The following is a 15,580-nucleotide window of genomic DNA, read 5'->3' on the forward strand; positions in this document are numbered from 1 at the left end:
CCATGCTTCAGAAGGTCGTTCGCTCCGCGGTCATCGACGCGCCCATCGAGCGCGTCTGGGCGGTGCTGCGCGACTTCAACAGCCACGACCGATGGCACAGCGCGATCGCCTCCAGCCACATCGAGGGCGGCGAGCGCAGCGACCAGGTCGGCTGCGTGCGCAGCTTCACGCTGAAGGACGGCCACCGCATCCGCGAGCAGTTGCTGACGCTGTCGGACAGCGAGCACAAGAGCACCTATTGCATCGTCGAGGCGAGCCTGCCGCTGCAGCGCTACGTGGCCACGGTCAGCCTGAAGCCGGTGACCGACGGCAACCGGACCTTCTGGCATTGGGAGTCGAGCTTTGCGACGCCGCCGGGGATGGAGCACGAACTGCGCGACACCGTGGCGCAGGGCGTGTACGAGACCGGCTTCGAGGATCTGCGGCGCTACCTGCGCGGGGGCGCCGACCGGCGCGCGCCCGACGGCCACGCGATGCCGGCGGCGCTGCCGGTGCCGACGCGCCGCATCGCCATCGAGCGCTATGGCGGCCCGGATGAGCTTCGGGCGCAGGATGCCGAGGCCGCCGCGCCGCGCGCCGGCGAACTGCGCATCCGGCAGCGCGCCGTCGGCGTCAACTTCATCGACGTGTACCTGCGCCGCGGCTGGATTCCGTCGATGCTGCCGCTCTCCGCGGGCTCGCCGGGCGTGCCGGGCATGGAGGCCGCGGGCGGCGTGCTCGATGTGGGTGCCCAGGTCTCCGGCTTCCTGCCTGGCGATCGCGTGGCCTACCTCGGTCCCGTGCCTGGCGCCTATTGCGGCGTGCGCTGCGTGCCGGCCGAGTGGGTGGTGCGATTGCCCGCCGCGGTCGAGGACGACGTCGCCGCCGCCCTGCTGCTCAAGGGCATCACGGCCGACTACCTGCTGCACGACCTCGGGCGCGTGCAGCGCGGCACCCGGCTGCTGGTTCACGCCGCGGCCGGTGGTGTCGGGCTGCTGGTGTGCGCCTGGGCGCACCGTCTCGGCGCCGTGGTGATCGGCACGGTGTCGAGCGAGGAGAAGGCCCGCGTCGCGCGCGAGCACGGCTGCGAACACGTGATCGTGACCCGCGACTACCGCTTCGCCGATGCCGTGCAGCGCACCTGCGGCGGCGCCGACGTGGTGATCGATGGCCTGGGCGACGCGGCCCGCGAAGAGAACCTCGCCGCCCTCGCGCGCCGGGGCCACTGGATCAGCCTCGGCCAGGCCAGCGGCCCCTTGGCGCCGCTGGCGCCGGATGCGCTGGTGGCCAAGTCGCTGAGCTTCTCGCGCCCCGTCGTGTTCGACTACGTCTCGACCCAGGCGCAGTTGGCCGAGCGGGCGCAGCGCGTCTGGCGCGCGCTCGCGGACGGCTCGATCCGCCAGCCGCCCATCGAGCGCTTCGCGCTGGAGGCCGCCGCGCAGGCGCACGCGCGGCTGGAGTCGCGCGCGACGATCGGCGCGCTGGTGCTGTTGCCATGAGACCCGCACAGGAGAACAAGCCATGATCGTCGGCATGAACCACTTCACCGTGACGGCGGAGGACGAGCAGAAGACGCTCGCCTTCTATACCGGCCTGCTCGGCCTGCGCGTCGGGCATCGGCCGGATCTCGGCTTTCCCGGCGCCTGGCTCTACGGCAATGGCCCGCAGGCGGTACTGCACCTGTACTTCGGGCGGCCGGTGCCGGCGCAGCGCACCGGGGTCATCGACCACATGGCGTTCACGGCGCAGGGCCTGCGCGCGGTCAAGGCCCGCTTCGAGGAGCGCGGAATCCCGTACGAGTTGCGGCAGCAGGCCGGCGCCGGCACCTGGCAGCTGTTCTGCCACGACCCCAATGGCGCCAAGGTCGAACTCGACTTCGACGCTTCGGAGACACCGTGAGCGAGCGGCGATTGCCCGAGGCCCGAGGCCTCTGGCGCTACAGTCAGTCCATGAACCGCCTTGTCCTACCTATCCTCGCCCTGGCGCTCGCTGCCTGCGCCGCCACACCCCCCAATGAAGTCGTCCGCATGAGCGACGGCGTCTTGCGTGCCACGACCTCGTCCCAAGCCGCGGCGTACTGCCAGAAGGATCGCTCCACCCTGCGGATGCTCGGGAAGGCGCCGGCGGAATCCGGCATCCTGTTCCGCTGCGAACGCTAGGGCTTCCCTCTCAAACGCAAGGCGTTGGTGATCACCGACGCCGAGCTCAGGCTCATCGCCAGCGCCGCGATCATCGGTGACAGCAGCCACCCCGTGAACGGAAACAGCACGCCTGCGGCCAGGGGCACGCCGAGCGCGTTGTAGAGGAAGGCGAAGCCGAGGTTCTGCTTCATGTTGGCGATGGTCTGCTCGGAGACCACGCGCGCCTGCGCAATGCCCCGCAGGTCGCCCTTGACCAGCGTCACCTGCGCGCTGTTCATCGCGACATCGGTGCCGGTGCCCATCGCCACTCCGACGTCGGCCTTGGCGAGCGCGGGCGCATCGTTGATGCCGTCGCCGGCCATCGCGACGATGCGGCCCTCCCGCTGCAGCCTGTCCACCAAGGCCAGCTTGTCGGCTGGCTTGACTTCGCCGTGCACCTCGTCGATGCCCAGCCTCGAGGCGACGGCCCTGGCCGTGGTCAGCCCGTCTCCGGTCGCCATGATCACCCGCAGGCCCGACGCCTTGAGGGCGGCCAGCGCTTCCACGGTGGTGGCCTTGATCGGGTCCGACACCGCGAGCAGGCCGGCAAGTCGCCCGTCGACCGCGAGGAACATCACGCTGGCGCCTTCGGCACGCATCGCTTCGGCCTTGGGCTTGAGGCCGTCGACCGGGATGCCGAGCTGGTCCATCAGCGCCGTGTTGCCGAGCGCCAGCTTCCTGCCGTCCACGCGGCCGCTCACGCCGATGCCGCTGCCGGATTCGAAGCCGTCGGCCTTGGCCAGTGCCAGATGGCGTTCGCGTGCGGCCTGGACGATGGCGTTCGCCAGAGGGTGTTCGCTCCCCTGGTCCAGGCTCGCCGCGAGGCGCAGCACCTCGTCCTCGGTGAAGCCGGGCGAGGCCAGCGCGCGTTCGAATTGCGGCCGGCCCTCCGTCAGCGTGCCCGTCTTGTCGACGATGAGCGTGTCGACCTTGCGGAAGTTCTCGATCGCGGCGGCGTCGCGGAACAGCACGCCCTGGGTGGCGGCGTTGCCGGTCGCCACCATGATCGACATCGGCGTCGCGAGGCCGAGCGCGCAGGGGCAGGCGATGATGAGCACCGCCACGGCATTGATCAGGCCGTAGACCCAGCGCGGCTCCGGCCCGAACAGGCCCCAGGCAAAGAAGGTCAGGACCGCGATGCCGATGACGGCCATCACGAAGTAGCCGGCCACCTGGTCGGCCATGCGCTGCATGGGGGCCCTGGAGCGCTGGGCCTGCGCGACCATCTGCACGATACTCGCGAGCACGGTCTGCGATCCGACCCGCTCCGACCGCATCACCAGCGCGCCGTGGGTGTTCAGCGTCGCGCCGATGAGCTTGTCGCCGACCCGCTTGCTCACCGGCAGCGGCTCGCCGGTGAGCATGGATTCGTCGACCGCGCTGCCGCCTTCGACCACCACGCCGTCGACGGGCACCTTCTCGCCGGGGCGCACGCGCAGCCTGTCGCCGACATGCACGTGGGCGATCGGCACATCCACCTCGACACCGTCGGCGCCGATCCGGCGCGCGGTCTTGGGCGCAAGACCCAGCAGCGACTTGATGGCCGCGGAGGTTTGCGAGCGCGCCTTGAGTTCGAGAATCTGGCCCAGCAGGGTCAGCGAAATGATCACTGCGGCCGCTTCGAAGTACACCGCCACGCGTCCCATCGACACGAACGAAGCGGGAAACACGCCGGGTGCCACCGTGGCCACGACGCTGTAGATGAACGCGGCGGCGGTGCCCAGGCCGATCAGCGTCCACATGTTCGGGCTTCGATGCGCGACCGATTGCACCGCACGCTCGAAGAAGGGCCAGCCGGCCCACAGCATGATCGGCACCGTGAGCACGAACTCGATCCAGCTCTGCGTGGCCATGTCGAACCATTGCAGGCGGTGGCCGGCCATCGCCAGCACGGTGACGACGAGGGTGAGGGGTAGCGTCCAGACGAAGCGGCGCCTGAAGTCGCGCAGTTCGGGATCTTCCCCTTCATCGAGGCTCGGCATCTCGGGTTCGAGCGCCATGCCGCACTTGGGGCAATGGCCCGGATGATCCTGCCGGATCTCCGGGTGCATCGGGCAGGTGTAGATCGCGCCGGTCATTTCGGCGCGTAGCCTGCCTCCGCCAGGGCCGCGGCGACCGACGCGCGATCCTCCGCGGTATCGACGCGCACCGTCTTGGTCGGCAGGTCCACTTCGATCTTCGCTTGGGCGTCCAGGTTCTTGACCGCCTGCGCCACCCGGCTCGCGCAATGGCCGCAGGTCATCGATTGGATTTCGAACTCTTGCATGGAGACTCCTTGGTTGAAAGTGAAGTCCAGTTTCAAGGTTGACACTATGGGAGAGTCAAGCCCGATGATTCAGTGCGCCGCTTCGAGCTGGGTCACCGTGAACTTTCCATCGACCTTCTCGGCCCGGAACCGGACCTTGTCGCCGACCTGGACCTTCTCGAGCATGGCGTCATCGGTCACCTGGAAGACCATGGTCATGCCCGGCATGTCGAGGTTCTTGAGCGGGCCGTGCTTGATCGTGAGTTTCTTGCCGGCCTTGTCGATCTTCCGGATCTCGCCCTCGGCGAGTTCCGAGGCTTCGGTGGACGCGGCGGCGGAAGCCTGGCCGGGCGTGCCGGATTGGGCGCTGGCCGTCCCGGCGATCGTGAGTGCTGCAATGAATGCCGTGAAGGCGATACGAATGTTGATCATGGGATGTCGCTGAAGTGATTGGAAAGCTGGAGAGCGCCGGACCGGATGTCCGGCGCGTCGAGGGTGCTATTTGCGGTCGGCCTTGCCGGCCGGTCGGGCGACGCTCACGGCGCCCTTCATGCCCATGTCGTAGTGGCCGGGCTGAAGGCACGCGAAGTCGACCTTGCCGGCCCTGGTGAACTGCCAGACGACTTCGCCGGTCTTGCCGGCCGCAAGGGTCACCATGTTCGGGTCGGCGTGCTCCATCTCCGGGTTCTTCTTCATGGCCTCATAGTGTTCCTTGAGTTCCTTCTCGGTTCCGAGCACGAACTCGTGCTTCAAGGCGCCGGAGTTCTTGATGACGAAGCGCACCGTCTCGCCCTGCTTGACGGTGATGTCGGCAGGCGTGAAGCGCATGGCGTCCGTCATGTCGACATGGATCGTGCGGGTGCTCTTGGCGGCCACGCCGGGCTTGCCGATCGCCTGGTCGGCGTCGTGGCCGTGGCCACCGGCATGGGTGCCCGACGCGGAGGCGGCCACGGCGGCCACGGCGAGCAGCGCTGCGAGGGATGTGTTGCGGAGTACGTGCTTCATGGGGTCCTTTGGGGTGGGAAGGGAGGAAGAGAATCAGTGGCCGGAGTGACCGCCGGCGGGCTTGCGAACCTGGACTTCGATGTTCCTGGCGGGCATGTTCTTCGCAGGCATCGCGGCCGCGCCGGCACCGCGTTGACGCGGCGCCTCGGGCGGCGGACCGCCCAGTTCGTAGGCCACCGTGCCCTTCGGATGCTTGAACCAGCCCGGGTTGGTGTAGTCGCCCGGCTTCTGGCCCTTGCGCACCTTCACCACGCTGAACATGCCGCCCATCTCGACCGAGCCGAACGGGCCTTCGCCCGTCATCATTCGCGCGGTGTTGTCGGGGATCGGCATCTCCATCTCGCCCATGTCCGCCATGCCGCGCTCGCCCATCACCATGTAGTCGGGCACCAGGTCCGCGATCTGCCGGGTGATGTCCTTGTGGTCGACGCCGATCAGGGTGGGGACGTCGTGGCCCATCGCGTTCATGGTGTGATGGCTCTTGTGGCAGTGGAAGGCCCAGTCGCCTTCCTCGTCGGCCAGGAACTCGATCTGGCGCATCTGCCCGACCGCCACATCGGTGGTGACTTCGTACATGCGGGTGCTCTTCGGCGTGGGTCCGCCGTCCGTCCCCGTGACCAGGAACTCGTGACCGTGCAGGTGCATCGGGTGGTTCGTCATCGTCAGGTTGCCGACGCGGATGCGCACCTTGTCGTTGAGCCGGACGTTGAGCGAGTCGATGCCGGGAAAGATCCGGCTGTTCCAGGACCAGAGGTTGAAGTCCAGCATCGTCATGATCTTGGGCGTGGCGCTGCCGGGCTCGACGTCGTAGGCATTGAGCAGGAACACGAAGTCGCGGTCGACCTTGTCGATCAGCGGGTGCTCGCCCTTCGGGTGCGTCACCCAGAAGCCCATCATCCCCATCGCCATCTGCACCATCTCGTCCGCATGCGGGTGGTACATGAAGGTGCCCGGGCGGCGCGCCACGAATTCATAGACGAAGGTCTTGCCGGGCCGGATGGCCGGCTGGGTCAGGCCCGTCACGCCGTCCATGCCGTTGGGCAAACGCTGGCCATGCCAGTGGATGCTGGTGTGCTCGGGCAGCTTGTTGGTCACGAAGATCCGGACCCGGTCGCCTTCCACGACTTCGATGGTAGGGCCCGGCGACTGGCCGTTGTAGCCCCAGAGGTTGGCCTTGAAGCCGGGCGCCATCTCGCGCACCACGGGCTCGGCCACCAGGTGGAACTCCTTGACGCCGTTGTTCATGCGCCAGGGCAAGGTCCAGCCGTTGAGCGTGACCACGGGGTTGTACGGCCGGCCGCTCGAAGGCGCGAGCGGCGGCATGGTGTCGGGCGTCGTCTGGAGCACGGGCTCGGGCAATGCGGCCATGGCCACCTTGCCGACGCTCGCGGCCGCGATGGCGCCCGTGATGGCGCCGGCACCGCCGAGGAAGTTGCGTCTGTTTGTCATGTCGTTCATCGATCGATGTGTCATTGGATTCGGGTCGCGCTCAATGCGCGGCGCCAGAGGAGGCTGCTGTCCCGGAGCTGGCCATGGGTGCCCCGGCGGCGGTCGGCTTGCCGATGACCGAGGCGGCCAGGGCGGCATCCGCGAGCCAGAACTGCTGCTGGGCGTTGATGGCGTTGGACACGGCCGTGACCTGATCGCGCGCTTCGGCCAGCAGCTCGAAGACGCCGATCAGCATGCCGTTGTAGCGAAGCACGTTCTCCTCGGCCATGGCCTGGCGCAGCGGGACGACCTCGTCGCGGTAGTGGCGAGCGATGTCGTAGGCGGTGCGGTAGGCCGAATAGCCCTCGCGCAACTGCGAGGACGCGCCGCGCACGGTGGCGTCGTAGCGGTTGGCGGCCGCCAGGGACTGGGCATTGAGCGCATCGCGCTGCGCGGTTCCCCAGTCGAACAGCGGCAGCCGGATGTCGAGCTCGTAACCGCGCCGGGTGCTCTTCGTGCCTTCCGCGTTGTTCTCGAACACGGTGTCGTGGCGGCCGCTGAGCTCCACGTCGATGAAGGTCGACAGCAGGTTGATGCCTTGCGACTGGCCCGCCACGTCCAGCTGGGCGCGAGCGAGCTGCACATCGAGGCGCTGCTCTGTCGCGGTGGCCGCGACGTCCTTCGCTTCGCGCGGCGCCTTCGGCAGATCGGGGAGCCGCTCGGGCAGGGTCAGCCCGGCGGCCTGGGCGTCGTCCAGCCCCAAGGCACGGATCAGCTCTTCGCGCGCTGCGGTGGCGGCGTGCTGTGCCGAGGCGAGCTGGGTGGTGGCATCGGCATAGAAGACCTGTTGGCGGGCGCGCTGGAGCTTGCTGAAGTTGCCGACCAGCTGCATCCGGCGCGCAAGCTCGGCACTGGCCTGGGCCGACCGGTGGACCTGCTCGGCGTACCGTCGCATCTGCTGCGCGGCGACCGCGCGGACCCAGGCCTGCTTCACCTGCGTGACCTGGTCGACCACCGTGCCCGTGAGCTGGACCTTGGCCTGGTTCGACTGGCTCCTGGAAATCTCCAGCCGCTGCGGCAGCAGGATGAGATCCACCAGGCCGAAGGACAGCAGGCGGCCCAGTTCGAGCTCGCTGTTGAGCGTCATGCGCTCGAACGTGAAGATCGGGTTGGGCATCCGGCTGGTCTGGTTGGCCGCGGCGATGTCGGCCCAGCTCTGGGCGACCAGGGCCTGGACCGCCGGACTGTTGGCCAGCGCGACCTGTATCGCATCGTTCTGCGACAACGGCCTCGACAGCAGTTCCTGCGTCAGCGCCGAGCGGCGGTCACGCTGTTCCTGGGTGCGGCTGAGCTCCAGCTTGCCCTGGGTGAAGGGTTGGGCACGGGTGTTTGTCTCCTGCAAGGCGTCGTCGATGCTCACCGAGGCGCAGCCGGCCAGCAAGACGACCGCGACAGCGACGGTCGTCAAACGCAAGGCGCGCTTCATGGCTGGTCCTTCTTCGCCGCTGTTGCGGGCGTCCCGTGCATCGGCATCGCGTGGCCCGGCGGGGGCGATCCGGCTTCGTCGGGGCGGGTGTCCGACGCCTCCCTGGCATAGGCCTGCCAACCGCCGCGGCGGTGGACGGTGTCGTTGGCCTCCTTCCAGGGGATGGGATTTTCATCGGCGAAGGGCCGGTAGCCCTCGAACGCGGACCGGTAGCTCAGGACCGGTGGCGCCGCCGTCGGTGCCGTGCCGGACGGCGTGGGCACGGGCTGCGCCACGGCAGCCAGCGCCGCCATGGCGGGAAATACGGCCAGCCAACGGGCTGGCGATGAATGGAACATGGAGTCCTCGCGAGTTCATGAACGGAGTGCGTCGGAGCCGCCCCCAAAGGGGCAGGACGCAGGCGATGCATGAGCGTTCGCAGCGGCCCGTGACGCCGGGTCACAGGCGAGCGAACGCGTTAGGCGCGAGGCGGTTTGTCGAGAACGCGCGGTGCGAGCGTGGCCATGGCGATGGCCGGCTCCGCCAGGTCGGCGTTGGGAAGGTCGTGGAACACGGCCAGTTGCAGGGTGCTGGTGAGCGCGGTGGCATGGCACGCGCCGCAGGTGCTGCACTTGTGCAGGGTGTCGTGTGTCGCGCTGGCGTTCTTGCCGCCATCGTCGTTGGCGGGTGGCTTCGCGACCTGGTGCTTGTCGCCGTGCCCATCACCGTGCTGGTGCTGGGCATGGTCGTGCGCCGCGGAAGGCTCGGCGGACACCACCGCAGCCGTCGCGCCGGAATGCCCAGGCCCGCAGTAGATCATGGCTGCCGCCGCGTACCCCTGGAAGGGCACGGCGATCATCATGATCCAAAGGACGAGCAGGCGAACCCGGTGCATGTCGCGCATTCTAGTTGGTGTCGTGTCCGAGGCCTGTCGAGAAGCCGTGGTTCGCGGGTGACCTGTGCATGCCGGCACTCTAGGAAGACAGTCCGGCAATCGCCGAACAGCCGGATTACAAAGATGTAATCCTCCTGCCGATGCTTGCGCCGTACGATCCGGCGATGCGAATTCTGGTCATCGAGGACGAACACAAACTGGGCGACTACCTCGTCAAGGGGCTCTCGGAAAGCGGCTTCACGGTCGATCTGGCGCGCACCGGCACCGAGGGGCGCAACCTGGCGCTCGACGGCGACTACAGCCTGCTGGTGCTGGACGTGATGCTGCCGGGCATCGACGGCTTCGCGGTGCTGGACGCAGTGCGAAAGTCCAAGTCGATGCCGGTCCTGATGCTGACGGCTCGCGACGCGGTGGCCGACCGGGTGCGCGGCTTGCAAAGCGGCGCGGACGACTACCTCGCGAAGCCGTTCGCCTTCTCGGAATTGCTCGCCCGGATTCAGGCACTCCTGCGGCGTGGCAAGCTGCACGAGATGTCGAGCTACGCGCTCGGGGACCTGAGCCTCGACGTGATCTCGCGCAAGGCTTCGCGCAACGGGCAACGGCTCGACCTGACCGCCAAGGAGTTCGCGCTGCTGACCCTGCTGATGCGCCGGCAGGGCAATGTGCTGTCCCGCACGCAACTGGCCGAGCAGGTGTGGGACATGAACTTCGACAGCGACACCAACCTGGTGGAGGTCGCCATCCGGCGGCTGCGCGGCAAGATCGACGATCCCTTCGAGGAGAAGCTGCTGCACACGGTGCGCGGCATGGGATACGTGCTGGAGAGCCGACAAGGCAGCTCGCCGTGAATGCGGGCTCCATTCAGGCCGCGCTGTCCCGCTGGTTCGCGGTCCAGGCACTGCTCGGACTGAGCCTCGTCTGTGCGGCGATCTATGCGGTCACGGCCTGGAGCTTCCAGCTGAAGCAGGCCAGCGAGTTCGAGCGGCAGTCCGAACTGATCAGGCATCTGATCGAGGAGTCTCGCAGCGAGACGGGCCGGGACGGCCTGCGCCACAAGCTGGACGATTTCTTTCTGACGCATTCGGAAATCAGCCTCGTGCTGCGCCAGGGCAGCGAGATCATCTACGCGACCACGCCGAGCCGCGCCTCGGCGCGCTGGCTGTGGATGCCCACCGAGGAACAGAAGATCCAGTCCGGCGATGCCGTGATGGACCTGCGACTGGGCATCGACGTCCAGGACGACGCCCGGCTGCTGGCCCGGCTCGCCTGGACCTTGCTGGGCGCGGTCGTCCTCGGTTCCATGCTCATCGCCTCGACCGGCGCGATGCTGGTGCGCCGGGGGCTGAAGCCCTTGCAGAAGCTGGTGGAACAGACGGCGGCCACCGGCCCCGCCCATCCGGGCCGGCGCATCGACCCATCGCCCTACGCTTCGGAGATCGCGCCCTGGGTGGCGCAGTTCAACGCGGTGCTCGATCGGGCCGAACAGGCCTACCAGCAACTCGAGGCGTTCAACGCCGATGTGGCGCACGAACTGCGGACGCCTTTGGCCAACCTGATCGGAATGGTGGAGGTCGAACTGGCCCGGCCGAGATCGGCGGACGAACTGCGGGAAGCGTTGCTGTCGGCGCTGGAAGAGGCGCGACGCGTGTCCGCGATCGTGACCGACATGCTCTTCCTGACCCAGGCGGACCGGGGCGCCGTCGCGCGCCGCCTGGCGCCGGTCAGCCTCGCCGAGCAGGTGCGCACGGTGCTGGATTTCCACGAGGCCATGCTGGAAGTCGCGGAACTGCGCGTGCATGTCAGCGGCGATGCGCAGGTCGGCATCGACACCGGGCTGGTGCGCCGGGCGCTCTCGAACCTGCTGAGCAATGCGAGCCGGTATGCCGTGCGCGGCTCCACGATCGCGGTCGCGATCGAAGCGCAGCCGGCCAGCGTCTGGGTCAGGGTCGCCAACCGGGGGCAGCCGGTGGCGGCCGATGTGCTGCCCCATCTGTTCAAGCGGTTCTTCCGGGCGGAGCGGTCGCGCACCGACTCGTCCGAGCACCACGGGCTCGGCCTGGCCATCGTGGCGGCGATCGCGCGGATGCATGGGGGGCAGACGCAGGCCACGTCGCGATCGGGGGTCACCGAGATCAGCTTCTCGGTGGCGACCTCCGAAGGCTGACATGACGCGATTGTCATCTTCCTGTTCGGGAATCCGTCGATCCGCAACCTAGAGTGGGTGAACCGAAAGCGACAAGCCTCTGGTGCTTGTCTCGTCCGGCAACAACGCCCCTCTACCTGTCAAAGGATCGAAGATGAACCTCTCCCTCAAGAACTCCCTGCTGCTGACCGCCCTGCTCGCGGCGATCGCGGGCCCCGCTTCGGCCGGCAACTATGCGGAGGGTGACCCACGGCCCGCGCCGCTGGCCTCGGCCGCGAGCCGCGCCGACGTCGCGGCCGACACCCGGCGCTGGCTGCGGAGCGCGGGAGGCGCCGGGTATCCCGAAGGCCATCCGCGCGCCGCGGTGAGCGTCTCCGCCAACGGCCGGGCGGCGGTCCAGGCCGACACCGCGATCTGGATCCGCTCGGGACTGGCCGCCGCACAGAACGGCGAAGCCGGCGCCGACATGTCTACGCCCGCGTACCGGCAAGCCGCCGCCGAGTACGCGCGCCTGCGCGGCGGTCCGGAACTGGGCGGCAACGAACTCAGCCGACCAACGACAGGTCGCCTTTCGGGGTCTTGATCCTGAGCCGAAAGTAGCCCTGGTCGGCGCGCCGGACCCGGATGTCCGTGCCCAGTGCGCTCAGCAATGCGTTGAGGCGGTCCGATTCGGGATGGCCGAGTTCGAAGCTCTCGAAGGTGCAGCCCGTCACCGAGGTCGTCGCGGGGTGGGTCGTGTCCTTCCAGTCGATGAACTTCGGCACGAAATCGCCCAGCGGGTTGTCATGCGGGACCAGCAGCCGCCACCTGAGCGTCTGGCCATCCAGCGTGGTGCGCGAGGCATCGAACAGATCGGCACCGATGCCATGCTGCGCCAGCACTTCCTTCAGGCGCTCCAGTTCCTGCCCCTTCAGCATGTAGGCGAACATGCGGGGAAACGGCAGCGCGTCGATGCGGCTGCCCATCGTGCCGTCGAGGCTCTTGGCCTGCTCCGGATCGACCGCCAGCAGTTCGAGATAGATATCCGGCCCGAGCGAGGCGAGCGCATTGCGAGTGCCGAGGCCCGGATGCCGTCCGCCCTTTCCCGGCACGACGCCCGACAGTTGCTCGAACTGTCGGCTCATCGAATCCAGATCGCGACCGGCGTAGATGAAGTGATCGAGGCGTAGGGTCATGGAATGCTCCTGAGAGTGGGTTGGAATGCGTATCCGGTCACCAGGCGGCGACGCCGGCCAGGCCCTGCAGCTGGATCTCGGTGGCGTGTGCGACGACGCCGCGCCGCCAGGCCGGATCGGGCGGCGTGAAGGCATCGCGGACACCGCGCCGCATGGCCGCCAGTCGGTCCGGATCATCCGGCGTGTGGCCGAACTTCAGCCAGCGGTCGATTCGCAACTGATCGAAGGACTCCTGCACCGGCAAGGTGCCGAATTCGATCACCGCCCCCGTTACTTCCGCGGGCGCCACGAAGCGCTGCACGCCGTAGAAGATGAGCCCGTTGTAGGTGGGGCGAGCGGCGCCGTCGTAGCCGTCCGCGGTTTCGATGCGGTCCCGCCCCCACCAGCTGCAGGCGCGCTCCCAGTTGGGGTCACGATGCTGGTTGAAGCAAAGGAAGAAGGGCTGGCCCGGCTGGCCAAGCCCGGTGTGCCAGTCGATGAATGCCAGCTTCCTCACCGACGGAAGATGCTGCGCGAGGATCGCTTCGAGCGTGCGATGCGACCATTCCGGCGCCCTCCCCCCGTAGTTCAAGCCGGTCGGTTCGTCGTACTGGCCCATCATGATCGACTGCATCCAGGCCTGCTGCCCGTGCGCCGCGATCCAGGCGTCGATCGCGCGCCGGGAACTCGCACGCGACGACTCCGTCCACTCCTTCGGGCACAGGGCGTCATGGAGCTCGAGGTAGGCATCGTTGCGCGGGAGCCGGCCGGAGAAGTCGACGAAGTTGCGGTTCAGGTCGACGTTGTTCTCGGTGGTGCGGGTCCAGTGCGCGAAGCCGTAGGGGTTGATCCCATGGACCAGGACGACCCGGGTGTCGGGCGCCAGGTGGTCGAGCGCCCCGCTGCGCAGCAAGGCGATCTGAGCGGCCGAGCCGGCATAGCCTTCGCCGCCATGGGTGCCGGACAGGATCAGGAACGCCTTCGGCGCGTCGACGGCGCCAAAGCAGCCGACGTCCATGGCGAGCGTGCCGTGGTCCGGTCCGACGGCACCGGGATGCACGTACGACGTCAACTGCCCCGCGCTTTGCGCGACGGCGAGCTGGAACTTGGCGCGCGCCTCCGGGTAGGTCTCCGCATAGAAGTCGATCACATCGCCTTGGGACATGGGACGCCTTTCATAACATCTTAGTTATGGACTCAAGCCATGTCAGATGCGCTTGAAACCGTCGTATGAAGTCGGGAATCCGGCTTGCGAATTCACGCGGATATTCACTGCCGAATGATGACAGAGCACACTCCAGAGCCTCTGTCCGGGCTTTCCCTGAGTTGAATGAATGGGGAAATTAATAACATGTCAGTCATGGACGCCCCAACGCCTCAATGTCCGGAACGCAGCGACCTGCCGGCTCCGACCGGCGCTCGGCATCGGCAGAGCGACGAGGCGTACGAGGCCATCACGCGAGCGATCGTCCGCTGCGATCTGGCGCCCGGGAGCATCGTGTCCGAAGCGGAACTCGCGGCACGTTTGAACCTGAAGACCGCAGCCACACGGGCGGCCGTCGACCGGCTCTCGGTGGTCGGCTTGTTGCGTCCCGTGCATCGGCGCGGCTATGTGGTCAAGCCGGTCACCTTGCGCGACGTCAACGATCTGTTCCAGCTGCGTTCGATCATCGAGGTGGCGGCGGTGCGTCTGGCCGCGGGGCGGATCGGCGAGTCGAGCCTTCAGCGCCTGGCGTTGATTCGCACCAAGGGCTATCGACCCGGCGATCGGGACACCGAGGCGGAGTTCCTCCAGGCCAATACCGAGTTCCACCTGGCGATCGCACGTGCGAGCGGCAACGAGCGCCTGGTTCTCATGCTGGCACAGACCCTGAGCGAGATGGAGCGCCTGTTCCATTTCGGCCTGGCGATACGCAACCGGACGGAAGAAATGGGCGACGAACACCACGCGCTGATCGCGGCGCTGGCACGCGGCGATGCCGACGAGGCCGAGCGGGTCACGCGAGAAGAACTCGAATCGTCAAGGGCCATGGTGACCAGCGCATTGATGTCGAGCGAGTCGCTGCTCGACGTGAGCATTTCCAGGACGCCGGCCATGCCGGCGCGCACCTGATGGCCGGGCTCTCGCTGTCCGACAGGCCCCGCACGTCGGGCGACGCCATGCGCAGCCTGGTCGACGCCAGCAACGGGCTCGACGAGGCCTTCTGCTCGGTGTCGCAGCGCACGTTGCGCGCTCTGCTGAACGACGCCGACCTGCTGCGCGATCTGCCGCCGGCGGCCGTCGACCAGTTCTCGCGCAGGCTGCTCTTCTGCGATCCGGGGAACCGGTTCGGCATCTGGGTGCTCACCTGGCCGCCCGGGTGCCAGACGCCGATCCACAGCCACCACTGCGCCTGTGCCTTCGGTGTCTATCGGGGCAGCCTCGACGAGGTGAGCTATGCGACCGAGCCGGGCAGCGACGCCGCCATCGAGACAGCCCGCTTCACCCGCGATGCGGGCTATGTGGGCGGAGGGTCGCTCGACAGCGGCCTGGTCCACGAGATGCTCAACACGCGCGCCGAAACCGCGGTGTCGGTGCATATCTATGCCTATCGACCGGATCGCCACCCAGACTCGATCGAGCAGTGTTTTGTTCATCAACCGCACGCTGAGGATATTTGATGCCCGCCGAATTGACGCCTGAAACCATCGAATCGTGGCTGAAGCAGTCACCTTTCATCGCCTTCATGAACCTCGAGGTCGTCAGCGTCGATGCGCAGGGCGGAGAGGTGGCCATGAAGATGCCGATGCGCGCCGAATTCGAGCGCGGCGGCGGCATCGGCGGGCAGTTCCATGGGGGGCCGATCGCCGCGCTGATCGACACCGTCGGCGACTTCGCCGTCGCCGTGGTCGTCAAGGGCGGGGTTCCCACGATCAATTTTCGCGTCGACTACCTGCGGCCCTCGACCGGCACCCACCTGCTGGCGAAGGCGCGCACACGGCGCGTCGGCCGCACGGTCGGGGTGGTGGACATCGACGTCTTCGACGATCAGGGCCGCTTGACCGCGGTGGGCCGGGGTTGCTACGGCGCTCAGCCAGGCTGAGGC

The 15,580-nt window shown here is 67.9% G+C and carries 19 protein-coding genes; 9 read left to right on the plus strand and 10 right to left on the minus strand.

The features are described 5' to 3' along the window. The first annotated feature begins 2 nt into the window (after window positions 1-2). From AB4Z46_RS28720 to AB4Z46_RS28730, 3 genes are all read left to right on the plus strand, one after another. Entirely contained in the window at window positions 3-1,478 is a 1,476-nt protein-coding gene (locus AB4Z46_RS28720) for an SRPBCC family protein (protein ID WP_442286958.1), read from the plus strand. 22 nt (window positions 1,479-1,500) lie between these two features. Beyond that, complete coding sequence (locus tag AB4Z46_RS28725) at window positions 1,501-1,878, plus strand: VOC family protein (RefSeq protein WP_442286959.1); 378 nt, start codon at window positions 1,501-1,503, stop codon at window positions 1,876-1,878. A 128-nt stretch (window positions 1,879-2,006) separates the two neighbouring features. Further along, window positions 2,007-2,138 (plus strand): hypothetical protein, encoded by a 132-nt coding sequence (locus tag AB4Z46_RS28730; RefSeq protein WP_442286960.1) that lies wholly within the window; start codon window positions 2,007-2,009, stop codon window positions 2,136-2,138. On the opposite strand, the gene AB4Z46_RS28735 is transcribed toward AB4Z46_RS28730, so the two are convergent. From AB4Z46_RS28735 to AB4Z46_RS28770, 8 genes are all read right to left on the minus strand, one after another. After that, a complete protein-coding gene (locus AB4Z46_RS28735) occupies window positions 2,135-4,237 on the minus strand; it encodes a copper-transporting P-type ATPase (protein WP_442286961.1) in 2,103 nt (700 codons plus the stop codon). The genes AB4Z46_RS28730 and AB4Z46_RS28735 overlap by 4 nt on opposite strands. Further along, window positions 4,234-4,425 (minus strand): heavy-metal-associated domain-containing protein, encoded by a 192-nt coding sequence (locus tag AB4Z46_RS28740; protein ID WP_442286962.1) that lies wholly within the window; start codon window positions 4,423-4,425, stop codon window positions 4,234-4,236. Before AB4Z46_RS28740 ends, AB4Z46_RS28735 begins: the two co-directional genes overlap by 4 nt. Window positions 4,426-4,494: 69 nt before the next feature. Next, window positions 4,495-4,836, minus strand: coding sequence for a copper-binding protein (locus AB4Z46_RS28745; protein ID WP_442286963.1), 342 nt, complete (start codon window positions 4,834-4,836; stop codon window positions 4,495-4,497). 66 nt (window positions 4,837-4,902) lie between these two features. Further along, the gene (locus AB4Z46_RS28750) at window positions 4,903-5,409 is read right to left on the minus strand and encodes a cupredoxin domain-containing protein (protein WP_442286964.1); all 507 of its coding nucleotides are present in this window, start codon (window positions 5,407-5,409) and stop codon (window positions 4,903-4,905) included. A gap of 33 nt (window positions 5,410-5,442) precedes the next feature. Then, window positions 5,443-6,858: a multicopper oxidase family protein gene (locus AB4Z46_RS28755; protein WP_442286965.1), complete on the minus strand. Its 1,416-nt coding sequence runs from the start codon at window positions 6,856-6,858 to the stop codon at window positions 5,443-5,445. Window positions 6,859-6,898: 40 nt separating this feature from the next. Then, a complete protein-coding gene (locus AB4Z46_RS28760) occupies window positions 6,899-8,323 on the minus strand; it encodes a TolC family protein (protein WP_442286966.1) in 1,425 nt (474 codons plus the stop codon). Further along, window positions 8,320-8,661 carry a hypothetical protein gene (locus AB4Z46_RS28765; RefSeq protein WP_442286967.1) on the minus strand — a complete coding sequence of 114 codons (342 nt, stop codon included), beginning with the start codon at window positions 8,659-8,661 and terminating at the stop codon, window positions 8,320-8,322. Before AB4Z46_RS28765 ends, AB4Z46_RS28760 begins: the two co-directional genes overlap by 4 nt. A gap of 119 nt (window positions 8,662-8,780) precedes the next feature. Then, the gene (locus AB4Z46_RS28770; RefSeq protein WP_442286968.1) at window positions 8,781-9,206 is read right to left on the minus strand and encodes a hypothetical protein; all 426 of its coding nucleotides are present in this window, start codon (window positions 9,204-9,206) and stop codon (window positions 8,781-8,783) included. 155 nt (window positions 9,207-9,361) lie between these two features. Here AB4Z46_RS28770 and AB4Z46_RS28775 point away from each other — a divergent pair, with 155 nt between their 5' ends. The 3 genes from AB4Z46_RS28775 (at window position 9,362) to AB4Z46_RS28785 (ending at window position 11,923) form a co-directional block, all read left to right on the plus strand. Continuing rightward, the gene (locus tag AB4Z46_RS28775; RefSeq protein ID WP_442286969.1) at window positions 9,362-10,045 is read left to right on the plus strand and encodes a heavy metal response regulator transcription factor; all 684 of its coding nucleotides are present in this window, start codon (window positions 9,362-9,364) and stop codon (window positions 10,043-10,045) included. After that, entirely contained in the window at window positions 10,042-11,361 is a 1,320-nt protein-coding gene (locus AB4Z46_RS28780; RefSeq protein ID WP_442286970.1) for a heavy metal sensor histidine kinase, read from the plus strand. The genes AB4Z46_RS28775 and AB4Z46_RS28780 overlap by 4 nt, the downstream gene beginning before the upstream one ends. A 133-nt stretch (window positions 11,362-11,494) precedes the next feature. After that, window positions 11,495-11,923: a hypothetical protein gene (locus AB4Z46_RS28785; protein WP_442286971.1), complete on the plus strand. Its 429-nt coding sequence runs from the start codon at window positions 11,495-11,497 to the stop codon at window positions 11,921-11,923. Here the strand turns inward: AB4Z46_RS28785 and AB4Z46_RS28790 are convergent. Both AB4Z46_RS28790 and AB4Z46_RS28795 read right to left on the minus strand, forming a co-directional pair. Further along, on the minus strand, window positions 11,886-12,515 hold the full coding sequence (locus AB4Z46_RS28790) for a VOC family protein (protein WP_442286972.1): 630 nt from the start codon (window positions 12,513-12,515) through the stop codon (window positions 11,886-11,888). The two genes, AB4Z46_RS28785 and AB4Z46_RS28790, sit on opposite strands and share 38 nt — an antisense overlap. 37 nt (window positions 12,516-12,552) lie before the next feature. Further along, window positions 12,553-13,659, minus strand: a complete 1,107-nt coding sequence (locus AB4Z46_RS28795) for a M14 family metallopeptidase (protein ID WP_442286973.1) — start codon at window positions 13,657-13,659, stop codon at window positions 12,553-12,555. Window positions 13,660-13,854: 195 nt separating this feature from the next. Here AB4Z46_RS28795 and AB4Z46_RS28800 point away from each other — a divergent pair, with 195 nt between their 5' ends. From AB4Z46_RS28800 to AB4Z46_RS28810, 3 genes are read left to right on the plus strand one after another with little or no spacing between them, the layout of a single operon-like run. Next, window positions 13,855-14,607 carry a GntR family transcriptional regulator gene (locus AB4Z46_RS28800; RefSeq protein WP_442286974.1) on the plus strand — a complete coding sequence of 251 codons (753 nt, stop codon included), beginning with the start codon at window positions 13,855-13,857 and terminating at the stop codon, window positions 14,605-14,607. After that, the gene (locus AB4Z46_RS28805) at window positions 14,607-15,155 is read left to right on the plus strand and encodes a hypothetical protein (RefSeq protein WP_442286975.1); all 549 of its coding nucleotides are present in this window, start codon (window positions 14,607-14,609) and stop codon (window positions 15,153-15,155) included. Before AB4Z46_RS28800 ends, AB4Z46_RS28805 begins: the two co-directional genes overlap by 1 nt. Next, a complete protein-coding gene (locus AB4Z46_RS28810; RefSeq protein ID WP_442286976.1) occupies window positions 15,155-15,577 on the plus strand; it encodes a PaaI family thioesterase in 423 nt (140 codons plus the stop codon). Before AB4Z46_RS28805 ends, AB4Z46_RS28810 begins: the two co-directional genes overlap by 1 nt. Window positions 15,578-15,580: the final 3 nt, after the last annotated feature.

The sequence above is a fragment of the Variovorax sp. M-6 genome (genome assembly GCF_052114385.1).
GTDB lineage: Bacteria > Pseudomonadota > Gammaproteobacteria > Burkholderiales > Burkholderiaceae_C > Variovorax.